Origin of the sequence: Pseudomonas sp. GW531-T4 (genome assembly GCF_017349615.1) — a bacterium.
Lineage (GTDB): Bacteria > Pseudomonadota > Gammaproteobacteria > Pseudomonadales > Pseudomonadaceae > Aquipseudomonas > Aquipseudomonas chlororaphis_I.
The window spans coordinates 123,263-144,088 of the sequence record NZ_JACMZT010000009.1 but is presented as its reverse complement, the minus strand read 5'-3'; the positions used below and the strand labels follow the sequence as shown (position 1 = coordinate 144,088).

Annotated in this window: 16 protein-coding genes; 7 read left to right on the top strand and 9 right to left on the bottom strand. The window is 63.2% G+C overall.

Features of this window, described 5'->3' with window-relative positions; translation table 11 throughout:
- The first annotated feature begins 92 nt into the window (after window positions 1-92).
- From J4D28_RS09955 to J4D28_RS09925, 7 genes are all read left to right on the top strand, one after another.
- The gene (locus J4D28_RS09955; RefSeq protein ID WP_103331081.1) at window positions 93-1,262 is read left to right on the top strand and encodes an efflux RND transporter periplasmic adaptor subunit; all 1,170 of its coding nucleotides are present in this window, start codon (window positions 93-95) and stop codon (window positions 1,260-1,262) included.
- A complete protein-coding gene (locus tag J4D28_RS09950; protein WP_103331082.1) occupies window positions 1,259-4,354 on the top strand; it encodes a multidrug efflux RND transporter permease subunit in 3,096 nt (1,031 codons plus the stop codon). Before J4D28_RS09955 ends, J4D28_RS09950 begins: the two co-directional genes overlap by 4 nt.
- Before the next feature lie 9 nt (window positions 4,355-4,363).
- Window positions 4,364-5,041, top strand: coding sequence for a heavy metal response regulator transcription factor (locus J4D28_RS09945; protein WP_009050709.1), 678 nt, complete (start codon window positions 4,364-4,366; stop codon window positions 5,039-5,041).
- Window positions 5,031-6,395, top strand: coding sequence for a heavy metal sensor histidine kinase (locus tag J4D28_RS09940; protein WP_103331083.1), 1,365 nt, complete (start codon window positions 5,031-5,033; stop codon window positions 6,393-6,395). The genes J4D28_RS09945 and J4D28_RS09940 overlap by 11 nt, the downstream gene beginning before the upstream one ends.
- Before the next feature lie 337 nt (window positions 6,396-6,732).
- Window positions 6,733-6,957: a hypothetical protein gene (locus tag J4D28_RS09935; protein ID WP_016703533.1), complete on the top strand. Its 225-nt coding sequence runs from the start codon at window positions 6,733-6,735 to the stop codon at window positions 6,955-6,957.
- A gap of 231 nt (window positions 6,958-7,188) precedes the next feature.
- A complete protein-coding gene (locus tag J4D28_RS09930) occupies window positions 7,189-8,469 on the top strand; it encodes an OprD family porin (protein WP_051673204.1) in 1,281 nt (426 codons plus the stop codon).
- 153 nt (window positions 8,470-8,622) lie between these two features.
- On the top strand, window positions 8,623-10,110 hold the full coding sequence (locus tag J4D28_RS09925; protein ID WP_103331084.1) for a diguanylate cyclase: 1,488 nt from the start codon (window positions 8,623-8,625) through the stop codon (window positions 10,108-10,110).
- Between the two features lie 149 nt (window positions 10,111-10,259).
- Here the strand turns inward: J4D28_RS09925 and lpxC are convergent, their stop codons facing one another.
- From lpxC to murD, 9 genes are all read right to left on the bottom strand, one after another.
- The gene (lpxC, locus tag J4D28_RS09920; protein ID WP_009050714.1) at window positions 10,260-11,171 is read right to left on the bottom strand and encodes a UDP-3-O-acyl-N-acetylglucosamine deacetylase; all 912 of its coding nucleotides are present in this window, start codon (window positions 11,169-11,171) and stop codon (window positions 10,260-10,262) included.
- A 112-nt stretch (window positions 11,172-11,283) separates the two neighbouring features.
- The gene (ftsZ, locus tag J4D28_RS09915) at window positions 11,284-12,474 is read right to left on the bottom strand and encodes a cell division protein FtsZ (RefSeq protein WP_007922129.1); all 1,191 of its coding nucleotides are present in this window, start codon (window positions 12,472-12,474) and stop codon (window positions 11,284-11,286) included.
- A gap of 168 nt (window positions 12,475-12,642) precedes the next feature.
- On the bottom strand, window positions 12,643-13,902 hold the full coding sequence (gene ftsA / locus J4D28_RS09910) for a cell division protein FtsA (protein ID WP_007922131.1): 1,260 nt from the start codon (window positions 13,900-13,902) through the stop codon (window positions 12,643-12,645).
- A 14-nt stretch (window positions 13,903-13,916) separates the two neighbouring features.
- Entirely contained in the window at window positions 13,917-14,783 is an 867-nt protein-coding gene (locus J4D28_RS09905; RefSeq protein ID WP_007922133.1) for a cell division protein FtsQ/DivIB, read from the bottom strand.
- Window positions 14,784-14,787: 4 nt separating this feature from the next.
- Window positions 14,788-15,756, bottom strand: coding sequence for a D-alanine--D-alanine ligase (locus J4D28_RS09900; RefSeq protein WP_009050715.1), 969 nt, complete (start codon window positions 15,754-15,756; stop codon window positions 14,788-14,790).
- Window positions 15,753-17,210 carry a UDP-N-acetylmuramate--L-alanine ligase gene (murC, locus tag J4D28_RS09895; RefSeq protein ID WP_009050716.1) on the bottom strand — a complete coding sequence of 486 codons (1,458 nt, stop codon included), beginning with the start codon at window positions 17,208-17,210 and terminating at the stop codon, window positions 15,753-15,755. The genes J4D28_RS09900 and murC overlap by 4 nt, the downstream gene beginning before the upstream one ends.
- The gene (gene murG / locus J4D28_RS09890) at window positions 17,203-18,273 is read right to left on the bottom strand and encodes an undecaprenyldiphospho-muramoylpentapeptide beta-N-acetylglucosaminyltransferase (protein WP_009050717.1); all 1,071 of its coding nucleotides are present in this window, start codon (window positions 18,271-18,273) and stop codon (window positions 17,203-17,205) included. Before murG ends, murC begins: the two co-directional genes overlap by 8 nt.
- Window positions 18,263-19,480, bottom strand: a complete 1,218-nt coding sequence (ftsW, locus tag J4D28_RS09885; protein ID WP_007928477.1) for a putative lipid II flippase FtsW — start codon at window positions 19,478-19,480, stop codon at window positions 18,263-18,265. Before ftsW ends, murG begins: the two co-directional genes overlap by 11 nt.
- Window positions 19,477-20,823, bottom strand: coding sequence for a UDP-N-acetylmuramoyl-L-alanine--D-glutamate ligase (gene murD, locus J4D28_RS09880; RefSeq protein ID WP_009050718.1), 1,347 nt, complete (start codon window positions 20,821-20,823; stop codon window positions 19,477-19,479). Before murD ends, ftsW begins: the two co-directional genes overlap by 4 nt.
- Between the last annotated feature and the right edge of the window lie 3 nt (window positions 20,824-20,826).

Sequence of the window (20,826 nt, the reverse complement as noted above, 5' to 3'; positions counted from 1 at the left end):
GGCGTCACGTTGCTGACCGGGTCGGGCGGCTATAAAGGGGCCATCGATACTGGCCATCCTCCCGTCCCACCTGCCCCCCGGCGCTGGCGTCCATGCGTAATCGAAAAACAACCCTTGTGCTCGCAGGCGGGCTCGCCGTTCTCGCCACCGCAGGCCTGTGGCACCTGCTCAAGCCGCCCAGCACCAAACTGGCAGCGCCGACTGCCGTGCCGGTGCGAGTGATCAGCGTCGCCCGGCAGGATGTGCCGCGGTATGTCAGTGGCATCGGTTCGGTGCTGTCGCTGCACAGCGTGGTGATCCGGCCCCAGGTGGACGGCATCCTCACCAGGCTGCTGGTCAAGGAAGGCCAACTGGTCAAGGCCGGCGACCTGTTGGCGACCATCGACGACCGCTCGATCCGCGCCAGTCTCGACCAGGCCCGGGCGCAACTGGCGGAAAACCAGGCGCAACTGCAGGTGGCCCAGGTCAACCTCAAGCGCTACAAGCTGCTGTCGGTGGATGACGGCGTGTCCCAGCAGACCTACGACCAGCAGCAAGCGCTGGTCAACCAGCTCAGGGCCAGCGCCCAGGGCAACCAGGCCGCCATCGATGCGGCGCAAGTGCAGCTGTCCTATACCCAGATCCGCTCGCCGGTGTCCGGCCGCGTCGGCATCCGCACCGTGGACGAAGGCAATTTCCTGCGCACCAGCGATACCCAGGGCCTGTTCTCGGTGACCCAGATCGACCCGATCGCGGTCGAGTTTTCCTTGCCGCAACAGATGCTGCCGACCTTGCAGGGGCTGCTGGTCGCCGAACACCCGGCCACGGTGGACGCCTACCTGGGCGCCGATACCGACTCCGCCACCGGCGAGCGCCTGGGTGAAGGTCACCTGAGCCTGATCGACAACCAGATCGACACCAATACCGGGACCATCCGCGCCAAGGCCGAATTCAACAATCCCGGGCAAAAGCTCTGGCCCGGCCAGTTGGTGACCATCAAGATCCGCACCACCGTGGAAAAAGCCGCCCTGGTGGTGCCGCCCAGCGTGGTGCAGCGCGGCCTGGACAAGCACTTCGTGTATCGGGTCAAGGATGACAAGGTGGAAATCGTCCCGGTGCAGATGGTCTATCAGGACAGCGGCCAGAACATCATCAAGGGTGTGCAGGCCGGCGACCTGCTGGTGAGTGACGGCCAGTCGCGGCTCAAGGCCGGCTCGCACATCGAGGTGCTCAGCGAACCGCCGCAACAGATCCAGGCCGCGAACACGGAGCCGCAGCCATGAAGGGCCACGGCTCGATCTCCGCCTGGTGCGTCGATCATCCGGTCGCCACCCTGCTGCTGACTTTCGCCCTGGTGCTGCTGGGCGCCATCGCCTTTCCCCGGCTGCCCATCGCCCCCCTGCCGGAAGCCGAATTCCCGACCATCCAGGTCTCCGCGCAATTGCCCGGCGCCAGCCCGGAAACCATGGCCTCTTCGGTGGCCACGCCGCTGGAGGTACAGTTCAGCGCCATCCCCGGCATGACCCAGATGACCTCCAGCAGCGCCCTGGGCTCGACCATCCTGACCCTGCAGTTCACCCTCGACAAGAGCATCGACACCGCCGCCCAGGAAGTGCAGGCGGCGATCAACACCGCCTCGGGCAAGCTGCCCAACGACATGCCGAGCCTGCCCACCTGGCGCAAGGTCAACCCGGCGGACAGCCCGGTGCTGATCCTCAGCATCAGCTCCACGCAGATGCCCGGCACCGAGCTCAGCGACTACGTGGAAACCCTCCTGGCCCGACAGATCAGCCAGATCGACGGCGTCGGCCTGATCAACATCACCGGCCAGCAACGCCCGGCGATCCGCGTCCAGGCCTCGCCCGACCGGCTGGCGGCGATCGGCCTGACCCTGGCCGATATCCGCGTCGCCCTGCAGCAGGCCAGCCTCAACCTGGCCAAGGGTGCGCTGTATGGCGAGTCGAGCATCTCGACCCTGTCGACCAACGACCAGCTGTTCCATCCCGATGACTACGGCCAGTTGATCGTCTCCTACAAGAACGGCGCGCCGGTGCAGCTCAAGGATGTCGCCCGGGTCATCAGCGGCCCGGAAAACGCCTACGTGCAGGCCTGGTCCAACGACCAGCCGGGGCTCAACCTGGTGATCTTCCGCCAGCCGGGGGCCAACATCGTCGACACCGTGGACCGCATCCAAAGCGAGTTGCCGCGCCTGGAGGCCATGCTGCCGGCTTCGGTGGACGTGACTGTGCTTTCGGACCGCACCAAGACCATCCGCGCGTCCTTGCACGAAGTGGAAATCACCCTGCTGATCGCGGTGTTGCTGGTGGTGGCGGTGATGGCGCTGTTCCTGCGCCAGCTGTCGGCGACGCTGATCGTCTCCAGCGTGCTCGGCGTGTCGCTGGTGGCCAGCTTCGCGCTGATGTACGTGATGGGCTTCAGCCTGAACAACCTGACCCTGGTGGCGATCGTGATCTCGGTGGGTTTCGTGGTCGACGACGCGATTGTCGTGGTGGAGAACATCCATCGCCATCTGGAGGCCGGCGACGGCATGCGCGAGGCGGCGATCAAGGGCGCCGGGGAAATCGGCTTCACCGTGGTGTCCATCAGCTTCTCGCTGATTGCCGCGTTCATCCCTCTGCTGTTCATGGGTGGCGTGGTCGGGCGGCTGTTCAAGGAATTCGCCCTGACCGCCACCTCGACCATCCTGATTTCCGTGGTGGTGTCGCTGACCCTGGCGCCGACCCTGGCGGCGCTGTTCATGCGCGCCCCGACTCATCATCCCAACGATCGCCCGGGCTTCGGCGAACGCCTGCTGGCGCTCTACGAGCGTGGGCTGCGCCGGGCGCTGGACCATCAGCGGCTGATGCTCGGCCTGTTCGGCCTGACCCTGGGCTTGGCCATCGCCGGCTATGTGTTCATTCCCAAGGGTTTCTTCCCGGTGCAGGACACCGGCTTCGTGCTGGGCACCAGCGAAGCGGCGGCCGACATCTCCTACCCGGACATGGTGGCAAAACACCTGGCCCTGGCGAAGATCCTCGGCGCCGACCCGGCGGTGGAAACCTTCTCCCACTCGGTCGGCGTCACCGGCAACAACCAGACCATCGCCAACGGCCGCTTCTGGATCGCCCTCAAGGACCGCGGCCAGCGGGACGTTTCCGCCAGCCAGTTCATCGACCGCATTCGCCCGCAATTGGCCAAGATCCCGGGCATCGTCCTGTACCTGCGGGCCGGCCAGGACATCAATCTCAGCTCCGGGCCGAGCCGCAGCCAGTACCAGTACGTGCTCAAGAGCAACGACGGGCCGACGCTGAATACCTGGACCCAGCGCCTGACGGAGAAACTGCGGGCCAACCCGGCCTTTCGCGACCTGTCCAATGACCTGCAACTGGGCGGCAGCATCACCCATATCAGCATCGACCGCAGCGCCGCGGCGCGTTTCGGCCTGACCGCCACCGATGTCGACGAAGCGCTCTACGACGCCTTCGGCCAGCGCCAGGTCAACGAGTTCCAGACCGAGACCAACCAGTACAACGTGATCCTCGAACTGGACGCCAGGCAGCGCGGCAAGGCCGAAAGCCTGAATTACTTCTACCTGCGCTCGCCCCTGAGTGGCGAGATGGTGCCGCTGTCGGCGCTGGCCAAGGTCGATCCGCCCACCGTCGGCCCGCTGTCCATCGCCCACGACGGCATGTTCCCGGCCGCCAACCTGTCGTTCAACCTGGCGCCCGGCGTGGCCCTGGGCGACGCGGTGATCATGCTCGAGCAGGCGAAAAACCAGATCGGCATGCCCGCCTCCATCGCCGGCAACTTCCAGGGCGCGGCCCAGGCCTTCCAGAGTTCCCTGGCCAGCCAGCCGTGGCTGATCCTCGCGGCGCTGGTGGCGGTGTACATCATCCTCGGCGTGCTCTACGAGAGCTTCGTCCACCCGCTGACTATCATTTCCACCCTGCCCTCAGCCGGCCTTGGCGCGCTGATCATGCTCTGGCTGCTGGGCCAGGACTTCTCGATCATGGCCCTGATCGGCCTGGTGCTGCTGATCGGCATCGTCAAGAAAAACGGCATCCTGATGATCGACTTCGCCCTCGAAGCCCAGCGCCAGGGCGGGCTGCCGCCGCAGGAAGCGATCTACCAGGCCTGTATCACGCGTTTCCGGCCGATCATCATGACCACCCTCGCCGCTTTGCTCGGCGCCCTGCCGCTGATGCTCGGTTATGGCGCCGGCGCGGAGCTGCGCCAGCCACTGGGGATCGCCGTAGTCGGTGGCCTGCTGGTGAGCCAGGCGCTGACGCTGTTCACCACTCCGGTCATATACTTGTGGCTCGAGCGGCTATTCCATCGGCCCACACCAGCGCCAGCGCTGGCAAGCACATCCTGAGGCGGGGTCATGCGCGTTCTGATTATCGAAGACGAAGAGAAAACCGCGGACTATCTGCACCGCGGCCTGACTGAACAAGGCTACACCGTGGACCTCGCGCGCGACGGTGTCGAGGGCCTGCACCTGGCGCTGGAAAGCGACTACGCGGTGATCGTGCTCGACGTGATGCTGCCCGGCATCGACGGCTTCGGTGTGCTGCGGGCCCTGCGCGCGCGCAAGCAGACGCCGGTGATCATGCTCACCGCCCGCGAGCGCGTCGAAGATCGGATCAAGGGCCTGCGCGACGGCGCCGACGACTACCTGGGCAAGCCCTTTTCCTTCCTCGAACTGGTGGCGCGCCTGCAGGCCTTGACCCGCCGCAGCGGCGGCCACGAACCGGTGCAGATCAGCATCGCCGACCTGTGGATCGACCTGATCAGTCGCAAGGCCAGCCGCGCCGGCACGCGCCTGGACCTGACCGCCAAGGAGTTCTCGCTGCTCAGCGTGCTCGCCCGGCGCCAGGGCGAGATCCTGTCGAAAACCGCGATCGCCGAGATGGTCTGGGACATCAATTTCGACAGCGACGCCAACGTCGTCGAAGTGGCGATCAAGCGCCTGCGGGCCAAGCTCGATGGGCCGTTCGAACAGAAACTGCTGCACACCATCCGCGGCATGGGTTATGTGTTGGAGAACCGCGGTGCCTCGTAACTCGATCGCCCTGCGCCTGAGCGGGCTGTTCACCCTGGTGGCCCTGCTGGTGTTCCTGCTGATCGGCGGCGCGCTCTATCAACAGGTGGACAAGGGCCTGGGCCTGCTGCCCGAAGCCGAACTGGACGCGCGCTACAGCGTGCTGGAATCGGCCCTGACGCGCTTCGGCAACCCGGAGCACTGGGCCAAGATCAACAACAAGCTCAAGCTGCTCAGCGAAGAAGACAAGCGCATCCGTTTCTGGGTGGTCAGCGGCGACCCTGCCTACGAATACGGCAACCCCGACCCGCAGATCCGCCGCTTCGCCCAGGGCCCGCTGGGCATGCGCGACCTGACCCTGCCCGGGCATCCCTATCCGCTGAAAGTGCTGGTCAGCCAGCTGCCGGCCAAGGAGCTGCGCCCGCCGCTGCGCTTTCTGATCGCCATCGACACCGAGACCTTCTACGAGACCCAGCACCAGCTGTTGATTGCCCTGATCAGCCTGGCCATCGTCGGCGTGCTGCTGGCCTCGGCGCTGGGTTACTGGGTGGCGCGCATCGGCCTCAAGCCTTTGATCGGGCTGTCCGAAGAAGCCCAGCGCCTGGCCCCGCCGAGGCTTTCCGGGCGTTTGCAGCTGTCGTCGCTGCCGCCGGAGCTGACGCAGTTCGCCAACTCGTTCAACTCGACCCTGGAACGGGTGGAACAGGCCTATTCGCGCCTGGAATCCTTCAATGCCGACGTCGCCCACGAACTGCGCTCGCCGCTGACCAACCTGATCGGCCAGACCCAGGTGGCGCTGACCCGCGGGCGTTCCGCCGAGCATTATTTCGAGGTGCTGCAATCCAATCTCGAAGAGCTGGAGCGGCTGCGCTCGATCATCAACGACATGCTGTTCCTGGCCAGCGCCGACCAGGGCAGCAAGGCCACCAAGCTCACCAGCACCTCCCTGGCCAATGAAGTAGCCACGACCCTGGACTACCTGGACTTCATCCTCGAAGACGCCCAGGTCAAGGTCGAGGTCCGCGGCGATGCCCAGGTGCAGATCGAGATCGCCCACCTGCGCCGGGCGCTGATCAACCTGCTGAGCAATGCCGTGCAGCACACCGAACCCGGGCAGGTGATCCGGGTACAGATCGATGTGCAGGAACACCAGGTGGCCATCGCCGTGAGCAACCCCGGCCAGGCCATCGCCCGCGAGCATCTGCCACGGCTGTTCGAGCGCTTCTACCGGGTCGATGCCTCCCGCAGCAACAGTGGCGCCAACCACGGCCTGGGGCTGGCGATCGTCAAGGCCATCGCCCTGATGCACGGCGGCGACGTGTTCGTGCGCAGCGATGACGGCATGAACACCTTCGGCATCTACCTTCCGGTCTGAACTCTCCCTCTGCTCTGTAGGAGCAGCCGGTCGACGCTCGATTGCTCGCGATAGCGGTGCGTCAGGCACAGCGCATTGCCTCTATCGCCGGCAAGCCTGGCTCCTACAGAAGCCAAGGCCACCACAAGCCTGTAGGAGCGAGGCTTGCCCGCGATAACGGTACGTCAGATGCGCCGCATTGCCTGCATCGCCGGCAAGCCTGGTTCCTGCAGAAGCAGTGTCAACTATTGCTTTTGGTGTAACAGTGCTTATCCTGTTCGGCGCTTTTTCCAGCTGCCTTGAAGTTATATTTTTGTCGTACCTAATTTGAACTTGCTCTGCAAGAAGGTCTTCAGAAATGTCCAACAGTATGGGTATTGCCAGCGCCTTTGTTTTGTCCTCCCTGTTCTTGGCCCCTATGGCCATGGCCGAAGAATCGCAGACTTTCGCCGCGCATAACGCTGCACGCGCCGCTGCATTCCAGGAAGCCCAGGAAGTGCTGGCTGCCAAGCAACAGAACAGCGAGCAGCCGCAGAACATCACGGCGGAACAGCGCCAGCCGGAAGTTCAGAAAGACAGCTGATACCCGCTACCGACTCGTTTCCCTCGACAACTTCTCTGCTCTACCTCCCGGAGTAAGTTGTCTTAAAGCCGCTGATAACAGCGGCTTTTTTTTGCCATGTAGAACCGACTGTTTCATTCGTTTCACCCAGAACAAGAAACACCCGAATCGACAATAACAACTGTCATCATTCATCCAAGGAGCTTTATACCGGTGAAGGTCACTTCAACTCTCAGCCCGTTGTTCATTGCAATGGCTGCAACTATCGCCCCCTGTGCCCAGGCGGCCGATCAGGCCAGCCCCGAAGGCTTCGTCGAAGGCGCAAGCCTCAAGCTCAACGCCCGCAACTACTACATGAATCGCAACCGCCACCAGCAGAACGATGACAACATCGAATGGGGCCAGGGTTTCCTGGGGATCTTCGAGTCGGGTTATACCCCGGGCACGGTCGGTTTCGGCCTCGATGCCAACGCCATGCTCGGCCTGAAACTCGATGGCGGTGGCGGTACCGACAGCTCGAGCATCCTGCCGATCAGCGACGGCAACGGCAAAGCCCCGACGTCGTTCTCCACCGCTGGCGCCACCCTGAAAATCCGCGCCTTCGACACCGAGCTCAAGGCCGGCGACCTGTTCCTCAACAATCCGGTGATCGCCGGCGGCCAGAGCCGCATGCTGCCGCAGACCTTCCGCGGGGTCAGCCTGAGCAACCACAGCTTCGACGGCTGGCTGCTCGAAGGCGGCCAGGCCAGCTTCACCAAGCTCTACAACCAGAGCGGCCGCCAGCGTATCGACACGGCCTACGGCAAACTGCTGGACGGCGATGAAAGCCGCCACCTGAACTGGGCCGGCGTGGCCTGGAGCGGCGTGAGCGGGCTGACCAGCAGCCTGTACGCCGCCGAACTCAAGGACATCTGGAACCAGTACTACTACGACCTCGACTACAGCTATGCGCTGAACGAGCTGGTGACCCTGAACCCGGGCCTGCACTTCTATCACACCCAGGACACTGGCGACGCACTGCTGGGCGACATCGACAACAACACCTACAGCCTGCATTTCACCCTGGGCGTGGGCCATCACAGCCTCACCGCCGCCTACCAGCGGGTGAACGGCAACACTCCGTTCGACTACATCAACCAGGGCGACAGCATCTACCTGGACAATTCCCAGCAGTACTCGGACTTCAACGGCCCCAACGAACGCTCGTGGAAACTCAAGTACGCCTACGACTTCGCCGGCCTCGGCCTGCCGGGCCTGACGTCGGCGCTTTCCTACTCACGCGGCGAGCTGGACCTGACCAAGGTCGATCCGCACAGCCGTGGCTACGCCCACTGGTACAGCGCCGGCGGCGAGCACGCCAAGCACTGGGAACGCGACCTCGACCTCAAGTACGTGGTGCAGGGTGGCCAGGCCAAGGACCTGGCGGTCCGCCTGCAGTGGGCCACCAACCGTGGCGGCAACGGTTATGGCGCGCTGGACAACGACACCGACGAATACCGGGTGATCGTCGATTACCCGATCAATGTGTTCTAAGCGCGAATACGCAAAAGGCCAGCATCATTTTGCTGGCCTTTTTTTTGTCTGCGATTTATACATGCGCCCGCAGGCGCGATCGGTCTCTGCAACTCTGCTCGCTTCACCCGAAACACCCTTATAGAAAACGTACACAACGCAGAAGCCAGAACCATGAGTGTGAGTAGTGCGACACCCCGCAACACGACCACTTCGAGCCGGTCGGAAAGGATGCTGATTCTTGGAAGCTCATTGATGGTCATCTCCATCCTGAGCATCGTGACCTTCTTGCTGATTCGCGAACGCGGCAGCGCCGAAATAGCCGCCACCCGCGCGGCTTCCAACATCGTGCAATTGATCGACGCCGACGTGCTGCGCAACGTCGAGCTGTACGACGTCTCCCTGCGTGGCCTGATCAGCGCCTCGCAACACGAGGACCTGAAACAGGTCTCGCCGACCATTCGCCATATGGCGCTGTTCGACCGGGCCACGGCTGCACCCTACAAGGGCAACATCCTGCTGCTCGACGCGCACGGCGATGTGCTCGCCGACTCCGCTTCGGTCGAACCGCGCAAGGGCAACTTTGCCGATCGGGAGTATTTCCAGTCTCATGTGAATAACCCCGATCCGGGCATGCTGATCAGCCGACCGTTCCGCGCCCTCCCGCCCGAGCTGGATTGGCGCATCAGTTTCAGCCGGCGGGTTTCCAACGAACGTGGAGAATTCCTCGGCGTGGCCGAAGCGGCCATGCGCCTGGACTACTTCAGCCAGTTGTTCAAAAGCCTGAATGTCGGCCGCGACAGCTCGGTCAACCTGATCAGTCGCGACGGTATCCTGTTGGCCCAGGAGCCGCCGCGAGCGGACAACCTGATCGGCCAGGACTTCAGCCAACGGCCCAATTTCATCCGCATCCTGCGCGAGGGGAACGGCAGCTTCAAAGGCATGTCCAGCACCCAGCAGCCGCGCCTGTACACCTTCTCCCAGGTCGGGGACCTGCCGCTGATCGTGATCGTGGCGCTCTCCAGCAATGAAGTATTCGCCTCCTGGCAGCGCACCGCGCTGGTGGTTGGCGGCGCCACCGGTGCGCTGTGCCTGGGCCTGCTGTGGCTGACCTGGCTGCTGTGCCGGGAATTGCGCCGGCGCCAGAGCGCCGAGCAGGAACTCGCGCAACTGGCGGCCACCGATGCCCTCACCGGCCTCGACAACCGTCGCAGCCTGGATCAGACCCTGGCTCGCGAATGGGGTCGCGCGCAGCGCTCCCATAGCGCGCTGTCGCTGCTGATGCTCGACGTGGATCACTTCAAGGCCTTCAACGATCGCTATGGCCACCCGCTCGGCGATGAAGCCTTGCGCATCGTCGCCCGGGTGATCAGTGACAATATCCGTCGCCCCGGCGACCTGGCCGCACGCTACGGCGGCGAAGAGTTCGCCGTGGTCCTGCCGGAGACTGACAACGCCGGCGCCCGGCGTATCGCCGAGCATATTCGCCTGGCGATCGAGCGCCTGCCGCCGATCCAGGACGGTGCCTCGCCGATCACCATCAGCATTGGCCTCGGCACCTGGGCAGGCACGCCGAAGTCCAGCCTGAAAGCGCTGTGTTCGATGGCCGACAAGGCGCTATACCAGGCCAAGGCCGAGGGGCGAAACCGAGTGATGGGTTGACCTCATCGCGGGCAAGCCTCGCTTCTACGGGGCCCGTGCTGCCCGCAGGAACTACCTGCGACAACATCACTAGGCGCACAGAAACCTGCGGACATAAAAAAAGGCCACCCGAAGGCAGCCTTTAAAAACAAAAGGAAAGAGAGTGTTAGTTACACGACCGCAACCGGACGCACATAAGAGATCGGTGCAGTGCTGGCATCTTCGAAGATCACGACTTCCCAAGCGTCTTTCTGCTCAATGAGCTTGCGCAGAAGCTGGTTGTTCAATGCATGGCCCGACTTGAAGCCTTTGAACTCACCTATCAGGCTGTTGCCCAGCAGGTAGAGGTCACCAATTGCGTCGAGGATCTTGTGCTTCACGAACTCGTCTTCATAGCGAAGGCCGTCCTCGTTCAGTACACCATCCGCGTCGACCACGATGGCGTTTTCCACGCTGCCGCCGAGTGCGAGGTTATGCTTGCGCAGGTACTCGATATCACTCATGAAACCAAAGGTACGGGCGCGGCTGACTTCCTTCACGAACGACGTGCTGGAAAAGTCCACGCTTGCACTCTGGGTGCGGTCACGGAAAACCGGGTGATCGAAATCGATCTCAAAGCTCACTTTAAAACCGTCGAAAGGCACGAAAGTGGCGCGCTTGTCGCCGTCTTCCACCGTCACCTCACGAAGGATGCGGATGAACTTCTTGGCTGCGTCCTGTTCTTCCAGGCCGGCAGATTGAATCAGGAATACGAAGGGTCCAGCGCTGCCATCCATGATCGGGACTTCGGACGCGGAGAGCTCGACGTAGGCGTTATCGATGCCCAGGCCAGCCATGGCCGAGAGCAGGTGCTCCACCGTGTCCACTTTGGCGTCACCGTTGACCAGGGTGGTCGACATAGTGGTTTCACCAACGTTTTCCGCGCGAGCAGGTATCTGCACCACAGGGTCCAGGTCGGCACGACAAAACACAATGCCGGTGTCGACAGGCGCAGGCTTGAGGGTCAGGTAAACCTTCTCCCCAGAGTGCAGGCCTACACCTGTGGCACGGATAATATTCTTCAGGGTGCGTTGTTTAATCATGGCTTGGGCCGCTTCAGCGCAAATTGCGAACTGGTATCAACAAAGGCTGGCGATAATAACAGACCAGGCCTTTGCTGAACACCAATCACCCTAATACCCCTGATACATTCCATCAATCGGCCTGTCGACGCAGGAAAGCCGGGATGTCCAGATAGTCCAGATCATCTTGCGGATTCAGCTTCGCCGCAGTCGCAGCACTGGCCTGGGCCTGGTTGCGCATGACGGTCGGACGGTCCAGATCACGGTAGTTGACCGACGGCAGTTCCTGACGGGCAGGGGCTGGCGCCTGTGCAGCGGCCATGGAGGTTTGCACGGTATTGTCGATGACCTTCACAGGCTTCTCGATTTTCGCGCCCAGACCCGTGGCAACCACGGTCACGTGCAGCTCGTCGCGCATGTCCGGATCGATAACGGTACCAACCTTGACCATCGCATGCTCGGAAGCGAAGGCTTCGATGATGCTACCCACGTCGGAGTACTCGCCCAGGGACAGGTCGGGACCGGCGGTGATGTTCACCAGGATGCCGCGCGCGCCTTGCAGGTTCACGTCTTCCAGCAGCGGGTTGCGGATTGCCGCTTCGGTCGCTTCACGTGCACGGTTAGGACCGCTGGCGCAGCCAGTGCCCATCATTGCCATGCCCATTTCGCTCATCACGGTACGTACGTCGGCGAAGTCGACGTTGATCATGCCCGGACGCTTGATGATGTCGGAGATACCGCGAACGGCACCGGCCAGAACGTCGTCGGCCTTGGCGAAAGCCGACAGCAGGCTGGCGTCCTTGCCGAGGATGGTCAGCAGCTTTTCGTTGGGAATGGTGATCAACGAATCGACGCTTTCGCTCAGCGCGCGGATGCCTTCATCGGCGATCTGCATACGCTTGCGGCCTTCGAACGGGAACGGACGAGTCACCACCGCAACGGTGAGAATGCCCATTTCCTTGGCCACTTCGGCGATGATCGGCGCGGCACCGGTACCGGTACCACCGCCCATGCCGGTCGTGATGAACACCATGTTGGTGCCCGCCAGCACTTCGGCGATACGCTCGCGGTCTTCCAGGGCGGCTTGACGACCGACCTCAGGATTGGCGCCAGCACCCAGGCCCTTGGTCACGCCGGTACCCAGTTGCAGGATGGTCCGCGCGCCGATGTTTTTCAGCGCTTGAGCATCAGTGTTGGCGCAGATGAATTCGACGCCTTCGATGTTGCTCTTGACCATGTGATTGACGGCGTTGCCGCCGCCACCGCCAACACCGATAACCTTGATTACCGGACTTGCGGGGACGTTGTCTACGAGTTCGAACATTTTCCCTCTCCTTTCATTTCTCTAGTTTTTTCGCCTACTGCGCCTACTGCTTACAACGTATTTCATGCTGCTTTTACTGCGGTAGAAGCTCCAAGCTGCAAGCTATAAGCCGCAAGCATGGAACCCTGTACTTCTTGAAGCTTGAAACTTGCCGCTTGAAGCTGTTTCTTAAAAATTGCCCTGCACCCAGCTCTTGATGCGATCGAGCAAGGCGGCCTTGGGTTCGTCGCTGCTGTAGCTGTCCCGGCTGCCGATGCCGGAGAACGAGATGCCGTCGGACTGCTTCTGCAGCCCGTACAACAGCAAGCCCACGCCGGTGGAATAGATCGGGTTGCGCACCACGTCGGACAGGCCCTTGACGGTGTGCGGCACGCCCAGGCGGACCGGCATGTGGAAAATCTCTTCGGCCAGTTCGACCGCGCCTTCCATTTTCGAAGTACCGCCGGTCAGCACGATGCCGGCCGGGATCAGGTCTTCGTAGCCGCTGCGACGCAGTTCGGCCTGGATCAGGGTGAACAGCTCGTCGTAGCGCGGCTCGACCACTTCGGCCAGGGCCTGGCGGGACAGCTCGCGCGGTGGACGGTCGCCGACACTTGGCACCTTGATGGTTTCACCGGCACCGGCCAGCTTGGCCAGGGCGCAGGCGTAACGGATCTTGATTTCTTCGGCGTACTGGGTCGGCGTACGCAGCGCCATGGCGATGTCGTTGGTCACCTGGTCGCCGGCAATCGGGATCACCGCGGTATGGCGGATCGCGCCTTCGGTGAAGATCGCGATGTCGGTGGTACCGCCACCGATGTCCACCAGGCACACGCCCAGCTCTTTCTCGTCGTCGGTCAGCACCGAATACGCCGAGGCCAGCTGTTCGAGAATGATGTCGTCGATTTCCAGGCCACAGCGACGCACGCACTTTTCGATGTTCTGGGCGGCATTCACCGCGCAGGTCACCACGTGCACCTTGGCTTCCAGACGTACACCGGACATGCCCAGGGGCTCGCGCACGCCTTCCTGGTTATCGATCACGTAATCCTGCGGCAGGGTGTGCAGCACCCGCTGGTCGGCCGGAATCGCCACGGCCTGTGCCGCGTCGAGTACCCGCTCCAGGTCCGCCGAACTCACTTCGCGATCACGAATCGCCACGATGCCGTGGGAGTTCAGGCTGCGAATGTGATTGCCCGCCACGCCGACGAACGCCGAGTGGATACGGCAACCGGCCATCAGTTGCGCTTCTTCTACCGCGCGCTGGATCGATTGAACGGTGGACTCGATATTCACCACCACGCCCTTCTTCAGGCCGCGCGATGGATGGGTGCCGATACCGACGATTTCCAGCGTGCCATCGGCCGCGACCTCGCCTACCAGCGCCACCACCTTGGAGGTGCCGATATCCAGACCGACGATCATTTTGCCGCTTTGCACGTTTGCCATGGTCCTGCCTCTTCTTAATTCTTCGCGACGGCGGGTTGGGCCGTCGTGGGCGCTACAGGTTCCCGCCAGCCGACGGCCAGGCCGTTGGCATAACGCAGATCGATGCGCGCGATGTTCGTAATCTGTTCTTTCAGCGTTTTTTCATAAATGGCAATGAAGCGGCGCATCTTCTCCACCAGGTGATCGCGTCCGAGCAACAGCTCGATACCAGGGCCAGCGCTACCGGCCCCCGTGGTCAGGAACCAGCTGCCGCGCTCGCGCAACTCCAGACGGGCAATGGAGAAACCCATCGGGCGCAGCATCTGGCTCAGCACCTGGTACTGCTGCATCACCTGCTGCTGGGCCCGCTGCGGGCCGAACAACTGTGGCAAGTGCTCGTAGTTCGCCAGTTCACGCGGGGTGAAGGCCTGGCCCTGGTTGTTCAACAGCGCCTCGTCGCCCCAACGGGCCACCGGCAGTTGTTCTTCCAGGCGAATCACCACCTGGTCCGGCCACACACGCCGTACCTCGGCATGAGCGATCCATGGCATCTGTTCCAGCTCGGTACGCATGCTCGCCAGGTCGATGGTGAAGAAGCTCGCCGCGACGTAGGGCGCGATCCGCTGCTGCACCGCCTGCTGGCTGATGTAACTCAGGTCGCCCTGCACCGCGACCTTGGTGATCGGCCGGTCGGCATAGGGCAGCAGGCGTTGCGCGCCTTCGTAAGTGCCGAAGCCCAGCGCGACCAGCAGCACCGGCCACATCAGGCTTTTCAGCACGCCAAAGTTGGCTTTCGGCAGGCGCGCCGACATCGGCTCCTTGGCCACCATCCGGCTGGCACCACGCGGCACCGGCTTGCGGCCGGGAGCGGGTTGCTGATGACGTAGCTGGGCGCCTTGCATGGCCTTAACCTCGCGGCTCTGCGTTACTGACGACACTTTCCGCCAGGATGGCCAGAACCAGCTGCTGGAAATCCAGACCGGCGGCACGCGCCGCCATCGGAACCAGGCTGTGATCGGTCATGCCGGGGGCGGTATTCACTTCCAGGAACCAGAACTGGCCGTCGGCGTCCTGCATCACGTCGGCACGCGCCCAACCGGCGATACCGAGCGCCCCGCAGGCCTTCGCCGTCAGGTCCATGAGCTCCTGCTCTTTGTCGCTGTCGAGGCCGCACGGGATCCGGTACTGGGTATCGGAAGCCAGGTACTTGGCGTCGTAGTCGTAAAACGTGTGGGGCGTGCCCAGGGCGATCGGTGGCAATACCTGGCCGCGCAGCGTGGCGATGGTGAACTCCGGACCTTGAATCCATTGTTCAACCAAGACTTGCGAGTCGTAGGTGCTGGCCGCTTTCCATGCGTCGATCAGTTCGGACGCGGATGTCACTTTGGCCATACCAATACTGGAACCTTCATGCGCCGGTTTGACGATCAAAGGCATGCCCAGTTCCGTAGCCGCGCAAATACAATCGGCCTCGGAGCCAAGTACGGCGTGGCGTGGCGTCGGAATACCGAGGCTGTGCCAGACCTGCTTGGTACGCAGTTTGTCCATCGCCAGCGCCGAAGCCAGGATGCCGCTGCCGGTGTAGGGAATCCCCAGGCATTCCAGCAGGCCCTGCATGCTGCCGTCTTCGCCGCCACGGCCGTGGAGGATGATGAAGGCGCGGTCGATCTTCTCGTTCAGCAGGCGCTGCAGGAAGTCGTCACCGACGTCGATGCCGAAGGCGTCCACACCGGCGCTCAGAAAGGCTTCAAGCACGGCATTGCCGGACTTCAGCGAGACTTCGCGCTCGGCGCTCTTGCCGCCGAACAGCACGGCGACACGGCCGAAATCCTTCGGCGCGATGGTCGAAAACAGAGAGGCGTAGGCGGCGGTCATTTCGACTTCCCCTGACCGGCAGGCACGGCGCCCGCGAACAACGGACTGTTCAACAGCTTCGGCGCAAGGCCGCCGATATCTCCGGCGCCCTGGCACAGCAGGATGTCGCCGGCACGCAGCAGCGGCTTGACCAGCGGCGCGAGGTCGACCCCACGCTCGATGTAGATCGGGTCCAGCTGACCGCGCTGACGGATGCTGTGGCACAGCTGACGGCTGTCCGCCCCCGGGATCGGCTCTTCGCCCGCCGGGTAGACTTCCATCAACAGCAGGACGTTGGCGTCCGCCAGCACCTGGACGAAATCGTCGTACAGGTCGCGGGTACGGCTGAAACGGTGCGGCTGGTAAACCATCACCAGGCGGCGCTCAGGCCAGCCACCGCGCACGGCCTTGATCACCGCCGCGACTTCGGTCGGGTGGTGGCCATAGTCGTCCACCAGCATCACGTTGCCGCCTTCCACCGGCAGCTCGCCATAGACCTGGAAGCGTCGACCCACGCCCTGGAAGCCCGACAGGCCCTGGACGATGGCTTCATCGCTGATACCTTCGTCGGTGGCGATGCAGATGGTCGCCAAGGCGTTCAGCACGTTGTGGTTGCCCGGCATGTTCACCGAGACATCCAGCGGCTCGCGATCGGGACGCAGCACGGTGAAGAAGGTCTGCATGCCCTGCTGGCGTACATTGATCGCTCGCACATCGGCGTCTTCGTTGAAACCGTAGGTGACGGTCGGACGCTTGACCTGCGGCAGGATCTCGCGCACCACCGGGTCGTCCAGGCACAGTACGGCCAGGCCGTAGAACGGCAGGTTGTGCAGGAATTCGACGAAGGTTTTCTTCAGTTTGTTGAAGTCACCGTCGTAGGTCGCCATGTGGTCGGCGTCGATGTTGGTCACCACGGCTACCAGCGGTTGCAAGTGCAGGAAACTGGCGTCGCTTTCATCGGCTTCGGCGATCAGGTAGCGGCTGGTACCCAACTGTGCATTGGTACCTGCTGCATTCAGCCGGCCACCGATGACAAAGGTCGGGTCCAGGCCACCGGCGGCGAATACCGAGGCCAGCAGGCTGGTGGTGGTGGTCTTGCCGTGGGTACCGGCAACGGCGACGCCGTGGCGGTAGCGCATCAGCTCGGCCAGCATTTCCGCGCGCGGCACCACCGGGATGCGGCGTTCCAGAGCGGTGGCCACTTCCGGGTTGGAGGTGTTCACGGCGCTGGACACTACCAGTACATCGGCGTTGGCGGCGTTCTCGGCACGGTGGCCGATAAAGATCTGCGCACCGAAGGACTCGAGGCGCTCGGTAACCGGCGACGCCTTGAGGTCGGAACCGGAGACCTGGTAGCCCAGGTTCAGCAGCACTTCGGCGATCCCGCACATGCCCACGCCGCCGATACCGACGAAGTGGATGCGACGGATGCGGCGCATTTCCGGTTGTGGCATGGCTTTCTGATTCTCAACCATGGGCCACCTCCAGGCAGATATCGACCACGCTACGGGTGGCATCGGGTTTGGCCAGGCGACGTGCGGCGTCGGCCATGCTGTTGAGTCGTTCCGGTTGCATCAAAACCTCTGTCAGGCGAGCGGCAAGGTCCGCTGCGCCAGTCGTTCTTTGCGGCATCAGGAAGGCAGCGCCTTCACGAGCCAAATAATCGGCATTGCGGGTCTGGTGATCGTCGATGGCGTGAGGCAAAGGCACGAGCATCGAAGGCAGACCGGCGGCAGCCAGTTCACTGACGGTCAACGCGCCTGCGCGACAAACCACCAGGTCAGCCCAGCCATAGGCTTGGGCCATGTCTTTGATGAACGGCTGCACCTGCGCCTCGACGCCGGCGGCGCGATAGCGCTCTGCAGTCACTTCATCGTGGTTTTTGCCGGCCTGATGAAACACTTCCGGACGCAGCTCGGGGGAGACCAGCGCCAGGGCTTCAGGCAGCAACTTGTTCAACGGCTCTGCTCCCAGGCTTCCGCCCAGGATCAGCAAACGCGCCTTGCGTCCGGCCAAAGCCTCGCGCGGTGTATCGAGGAACAGCTCGGTGCGCACCGGGTTGCCGGTGGTACGCCGGCTGCTGGAGGCACCAAAGGTGTCCGGGAAAGCTTCGCAGACTCGGGCCGACAACGGCACCAGCAGCCGATTGGCGGTACCGGCGACCGCGTTCTGTTCATGAACGATCACCGGCACGCCGGACAGTTTTGCTGCGACGCCGCCAGGGCCGGTCACATAACCGCCAAAGCCCAGCACACAAACCGGCTTGAGCTGACGAATGATCCGGCGCGCCTGCAGCACTGCCTTGAGCAACACGAATGGCGCCTTGAGCAGCGACAGCTTGCTCTTGCCCCGCAGGCCGCTGACGTTGATCAGATGCAGTTGCAGGCCAGCGTTCGGCACCAGCTCGTTTTCGATACCGCGCGGGGTGCCGAGCCAGTGCACGGTATAACCGCGCGCCTGGAACTCACGGGCACAGGCCAGCGCCGGGAACACGTGACCGCCGGTGCCACCGGCCATGATCAGCACATTAGCGCCCATGGCTTGGCTCCTCGGCGAAGTCGCTCTCGCTGAACTCCATCTCTTCGCTGCCCAGGTGGGTCCGACTCTCCCACTCGATGCGCAGCAACAGGCCAAGACAGGCGCAGCAGATCACCAACGAACTGCCGCCATAACTGAGGAACGGCAAGGTCAGGCCTTTGGTCGGCAACAGGCCGACGTTCACCCCAATGTTGATCAGGAACTGGCCGATCCACAGGAACGACAGGCCATAAGCGACATAGGCGGCAAAGAACTGCTTGGCTTTCTCGGCCCACAGGCCGATGTACATGCCACGGATACAAACGAAGACAAACAGCGCCACTGTGCACAGGGAACCGACGGCGCCCAGTTCTTCGGCCAGGACCGAGAACACGAAGTCGGTGTGGGCTTCCGGCAGGTAGAACTGTTTCTGCACGCTGTTACCCAGGCCAACGCCCAGCCATTCGCCACGGCCAAAAGCAATCAGGGCCTGGGACAGCTGGTAGCCCGCGCCGAACTGGTCGGCCCAAGGGTCGGCAAAGTTGGTCAGGCGCGCCATTCGATAGGGCTGCATCTGAATCAGCAGGACCACCGCCGCGACCGCCAGGACCACCATCAAGGAAAAGCGGAACAACCCGACCCCACCGAGGAACAGCATCGCCGCCGCGGCCCCCATCATCACCACGGTGGCGCCGAAGTCCGGCTCCATCAGCAGCAGGCCGGCCATCGGCAGCAGCACGATGAACGGTTTGAAGAAGCCCATCCAGCTTTCGCGCACTTCTTTCTGGCGACGCACCAGGTAACCGGCGAGGTAGATCACCACGAACACCTTGGCGATCTCGGAAGGCTGGACGTTGAAGAAACTGAAGCCGATCCAGCGCATCGAACCGTTCACTTCACGGCCGATCCCCGGAATGATCACCATCACCAGCAAACCGAAGGCACCGAGCAGCATCATCCAGCCCAGGCGTTGCCAGGTGGCGATCGGAATCATCATGGTGACGATGCAGGCACCCAGGCCCAGCACCACATAGATAAGGTGGCGAATCATGTAGTACAGGGCACTACCCGACTGCACCGCCGCCACTTCGGTGGAGGCCGAGGCGATCATGATCAGCCCGAGGCCGAGCAGCGTCAGGCAGCCGGCGAGCATCGGGAAATCGAGGTCGACGCCGCGCCCGGTAATGATCGGCGATGGATAAGGCTTGATGATGTCTCTCAGGTTCATGCCAGATCCTCCACGGCGCGGACGAACTGGTGACCACGGTCTTCGTAATTCTTGAACATGTCGAAACTGGCGCAGGCCGGCGACAGCAGCACCACGTCACCGGCCTGGGCGGTGGCACGGCATTGCGCCACGGCTTCGACCAGGGAACCGACACGAATCAGCGGCACAGCATCGCCGATGGCCTCGCCGATCTTGTCGGAATCGCGGCCCATCAGGATCACGGCGCGGCAGTTGGCCGCCACCGGGTCGCGCAGGTCCTTGAACTCGGCACCTTTGCCGTCGCCACCGGCGATCAGCACGATCTTGCCTTCGATGTCCGCGCCCAGGCCTTCGATGGCCGCCAGGGCAGCGCCAACGTTGGTGGCCTTGGAGTCGTTGTAATAACCCACGCCATCCAGGTCGCGAACCCACTGGCAGCGGTGCTCGAGGCCGGCGAAGGTGCGCAGGGCCGAGAGCATGGCGTCGAATGGCAGGCCGACCGCATGCCCCAGGGCCAGCGCCGCCAGGGCGTTGGACTGGTTATGGGCGCCGCGGATCTTCAGCTCGCGCACCGGCATCAGGTTCTGGAATTCGAAGGCCAGGTATTTCTCGCCGTTCTCTTCACGCAGGCCGAACGCCTTGAAGTCGGGTTTGCTCAGGCCGAAGGTCCAGCACGGCAGGCCTTCGCCGATCAATGGCCGGGTCAAGGCATCCTGGCGGTTGAACACCACCTGCCGGGCGCCCCGGAAGATCCGGTGCTTGGCCAGGTGATACGCCGGCAGGCCGCTGTAGCGGTCCATGTGGTCTTCGCTGATGTTCAGCACGGTGGCCACTTCGGCACCCAGCTGATCGGTGGTCTCCAGCTGGAAGCTGGACAGTTCCATGACGTACAGCTCGACGTCGTCGCTGAGCAGGTCCAGGGCCGGGGTACCCAGGTTTCCACCCACGGCGACCCGCTTGCCCGCCGCCGCCGCCATTTCCCCCACCAGGGTGGTCACGGTGCTTTTCGCGTTGGAACCGCTGATGGCGACAATCGGCGCCTTCGCGTTACGCGCAAACAGCTCGATATCGCCGGAGAGTTTCACCCCACGGGCGGCGGCGGCTTGCAGGGCCGGGGTCGCCAGGGCCAGGCCGGGGCTCACGTAGAGCTCGTCGGCACGGCACAGGAAGTCGACGTCCAGCTCGCCACAACGCACTTCCACATGCGGATAGTCACGGCGCAGCGTGGCCAGTTCCGGTGGATTTTCCCGCGTATCGGCGACGGCAAACGACACGCCCCGGTTCGCCAGGAAGCGAACCAGGGACATGCCGCTCTTGCCGAGGCCGACAACGATGCGGAAGTGGTCAGAAGCGATCAGAGACACTCG